This window comes from Nocardia takedensis NBRC 100417, assembly GCF_000308695.1.
GTDB lineage: Bacteria > Actinomycetota > Actinomycetes > Mycobacteriales > Mycobacteriaceae > Nocardia > Nocardia takedensis.
Genome location: NZ_BAGG01000029.1, coordinates 1 through 778 on the forward strand (window position 1 = coordinate 1; position 778 = coordinate 778).

The 778-nt window shown below is 65.6% G+C and carries 2 protein-coding genes; one reads left to right on the top strand and one right to left on the bottom strand.

What is annotated here, in order from left to right:
* A partial coding sequence (locus ON30_RS06535; RefSeq protein WP_174387398.1) for an Hsp20/alpha crystallin family protein occupies positions 1-401 on the bottom strand: 401 nt, incomplete at its 3' end.
* Positions 402-531: 130 nt separating this feature from the next.
* On the opposite strand from ON30_RS06535, the gene ON30_RS06540 reads away from it, so the two are divergent.
* The coding region (locus tag ON30_RS06540; RefSeq protein ID WP_040704920.1) for a MerR family transcriptional regulator at positions 532-778 on the top strand (247 nt) is incomplete at its 3' end.

Consider the following 778-nt stretch of genomic DNA (forward strand, 5'->3'; position numbering starts at 1 on the left):
GCGATGGTGATCTTGCGTGGTTTGGCCTTCTCCGCGACCGGGATCCGTAACCGCAGCACGCCGTCGGTGTAGTCGGCGGCGATGTTGTCGGTGTCCAGGCCCTCGCCGAGGAACAGTTGTCGCGAGAACACCCCGCGCGGGCGTTCGGCGGCGATCATCGTCCGCCCCGGATCCAGGGCGGGGCGGCTGGCCTTCACGGTCACCACGTTGCGTTCGACGTCGAGGTCCAGCGAGTCCGGGTCGATGCCGGGCAGGTCGAGTTCGACGAAGAACTCCTCACCGTCACGCCAGGCGTCCAACGCCACGACCGCCGGACGGGCCGCCGTGCCGAACACCTGCTGCGTGAGACGGTCCAGATCACGGAAAGGATCGGTACGCATCAGCATGGTCGCCACCTCCAACACTCCAATCTGTGTGCAGTCGATCCAGACAACCTATGCTGTCTGGCATAGATTTGTTTTAGCACTGTCGTTATGTGAGCGCAAGGGGTTACGATAGAAAAACTTTCGTAGCTGGTGGAGGTGAGTGCGTGTGACAGAACGAGCCCGTCGAGTCGATCCCGGGCGCGCGGTGTACGGGATCTCGGTGGCCGCGGAATTGGCCGGGATCGGCGTGCAGACCCTGCGCCTCTACGAACGCCACGGCCTGCTCACCCCCGCGCGCAGCGACGGCGGCACCCGCCGCTACAGCGACGACGACCTCACCCGCCTGCGCCGCATCACCGACCTCACCGCCGCCGGGATCAACCTGACCGCGATCACCCGCATCCTCGACCTCG